This window comes from Profundibacter sp. (assembly GCF_056498605.1).
Genome location: NZ_JBSMEZ010000031.1, coordinates 1 through 2,548 on the forward strand (window position 1 = coordinate 1; position 2,548 = coordinate 2,548).

Sequence of the window (2,548 nt, forward strand, 5' to 3'; positions counted from 1 at the left end):
GCACCAGCGTTTCATGTTCGTCCACGGTGTAAAAGAACGCCTGTTTCTCAACCCCGATCCGCTTGCCGTCCCCCAAACCAAGTTGTTGCAGAATGTTGACCGTGACACTGGGCGGATGATCCCAGTCATAAACTTTGGCCAGTCTGGTCGACCAGGCAAACTCGGGCGAGTTTATCCATTCAAAATCCCGCACCAGAAACACCGGCTGGCCGTTTTTGGGCACCACCACACAGTGATATTTGTAGTAGCCGGGTGTTTCATAACCGGTGAAATGCGTGATGTTTTCCGGGCCACGGATCAAAAGGGCGTCAAGACCCATTTCCTCCATCTGCGCCTGAACACTGTCGTAGCGGCGAACATATTCCTCGGGTGAAAACGCCAGCCGGTCGTGTACAATCATCGGCAGATCGTACCCGCTGGCGGTTTTGCGCAGCGTGCCCTGGAACGTCACATGTTCGGTATGATCCGCGACAATCATGATCTCGCGGTCTTGGTCTAGTGTCATCGCAACGTCCCCTTTTTGGTTTCAATATTATTTTCCCGGCCGTTTGCGCAGTCGCATACACAGCGGGTGCAAGGCAAATTCTGACCTTGCTCCGGGTTTTGAAGAATGTGGATGAACGCAATTATACTTTTACGCTTGCCAAACTAAGGTGTGGAATTTATGCGTGAGTATCAATGATGAAACGTGTTTCTGATATTGACCTGCGATTGCTGCGCATTTTTGTGGCGGTGGCCGAAGCACGCGGGTTTGCCGCCGCCGAGGCCTATTTGAACGTGTCGACCTCGACCATCTCGGTGCATATCTCGAACCTTGAAAAACGCCTCGGGTTGCGGCTGTGTGAACGCGGGCGGGGCGGTTTCAAGCTGACGGATCGCGGGGCGGTCGTGTACCGTGAAACCAAGAAGATCCTGAACTCGCTGGATGATTTTACCGGCGTTCTGGCGTCAGCCAAAAGTGTGCTGGGTGGGCGTCTGTCCATCGGTATGGTTGATGGGTTGATGACCCACCCCCGGTTTTCCATCTCCGAGGCAGTGCGGGAATTTAATTCTGTCGAAAACGATGTGGAAATCGAACTGGTTGTGGCACCGCGCCGAACCCTTGAGCATGACGTTGTTAACGAACACCTGCACGCCGCCATTGGTCCGTTCATTCGAAACCGCTCTGGTCTAGTATTCTCGTCGTTGTTTGACGAAACTCATGGGGTTTACTGCGGTAAGGGCCATCCGTTGTTCGGGGCCGGCAAGGACAGATTGCGCGCGATAGATCTGGCGCAGTTTCCAGCTGTGGTTCGTCAATACCACCATGAATTTGACCGTGATACTTTGGGTGTCGTCAAAGAGGTCGCGCGGGTGGATACGATGGAAGGCATGTTGGCGCTGTTGCTGTCTGGCGGTTACATCGGGTTTCTGCCGGATCATTATGCAAGCGCCTGGGTGGCGCAGGGTGGCCTGTTTCAGGTTGGCGGCAACGGGGCCGATTATGTTTCCAAACATGCGATTGTCACCAAGTCGGGTAATCGTGAATCGCTGGCCCTTGAAAGCTTTGTGGCACTGTTGATGTCGCACACCAAATCGCGCGCCGACCCGAATGCTGGGACGTCGCTGATTTAACTTTGAGAACTTGCAAAGTAAGCTTTTGGCAATCTTGGCTTGTACCCAAGTAAAAACTGCTGAAATCTGCATTCACGCCAGCCCGATGTCGCCAAAGCGGAATTCGGGTCAGACCAAAGCCAATTGCCCATTTGACGGAGATTGAAATCATGACCCGCGACCCCCGCTATGACATTCTGTTTGAGCCTGTGAAAATCGGGCCGCGCGTGACCCGAAATCGGTTTTATCAGGTGCCCCATTGCAATGGGTTGGGCTATCAGCACGCCACCGGCATGGCGGTGATGCGCGGGATCAAGGCCGAAGGTGGCTGGGGTGTAGTGAACACCGAACAATGCGAAATTCATCCATCGTCGGACTCTGCTCCGCTGATTGAAATGCGCCTGTGGGATGACCGCGACCTGCCGACACTGGAACTCATGGTGGAAAAGGTTCAGGCCAACGGATCGCTGGCGGGGGTTGAGCTGACGTACAATTCTTATTCGATGGCGAGCATGTATACCCGCGAGATTCCGTTGTCGCCCAGCCATTTGCGAGTGCAGACGCCCAATCGCGACCCGGTTCAATGCCGGGCGATGGACAAGGACGATATCGCTGACCTGCGACGCTGGCACCGCAATGCGGTCAGGCGGGCCAAGCGGGCCGGGTTTGACATTATCTATGTCTATTCAGCCCATAATTTGTCGATCCTATTTCATTTTCTGTCCAGTCGTTGGAACCACCGCACAGACGAATATGGCGGTAGCCTAGAAAATCGCGTTCGGCTGCTTAAGGAAATCATGCTGGACACACAGGACGAAATAGCCGGCGAGGCGGCAATGGCAGTCCGCATCAGCCTTGACGAATTGGTTGGCAACAAGGGCCTGGAAAAGAACGAGGCCGAGGATGCCATCGGCATGTTGGCGGAAATTCCCGACCTGTGGGACGTGACCCTGTC

General features: G+C 54.4%; 3 protein-coding genes. 2 read left to right on the forward strand and 1 reads right to left on the reverse strand.

Annotated elements, in window-relative coordinates; translation table 11 throughout:
* Positions 1-505: aminopeptidase P family N-terminal domain-containing protein (locus tag ACWB12_RS03730; RefSeq protein ID WP_479528723.1), on the reverse strand; the 505-nt coding region annotated here is incomplete at its 3' end.
* Between the two features lie 173 nt (positions 506-678).
* On the opposite strand from ACWB12_RS03730, the gene ACWB12_RS03735 reads away from it, so the two are divergent.
* Together ACWB12_RS03735 and ACWB12_RS03740 are read left to right on the forward strand one after the other, a co-directional pair.
* Positions 679-1,614, forward strand: coding sequence for a LysR family transcriptional regulator (locus tag ACWB12_RS03735; RefSeq protein WP_479528724.1), 936 nt, complete (start codon positions 679-681; stop codon positions 1,612-1,614).
* 149 nt (positions 1,615-1,763) lie between these two features.
* On the forward strand, positions 1,764-2,548 hold a 785-nt coding region (locus ACWB12_RS03740), incomplete at its 3' end, for an oxidoreductase (RefSeq protein ID WP_479528725.1).

What these genes read in the sequence shown, in the direction of transcription:
- ACWB12_RS03735 (WP_479528724.1), top strand. Translation starts at nt 679, where the DNA reads ATGATGAAACGTGTTTCTGATATTGACCTGCGATTGCTGCGCATTTTT.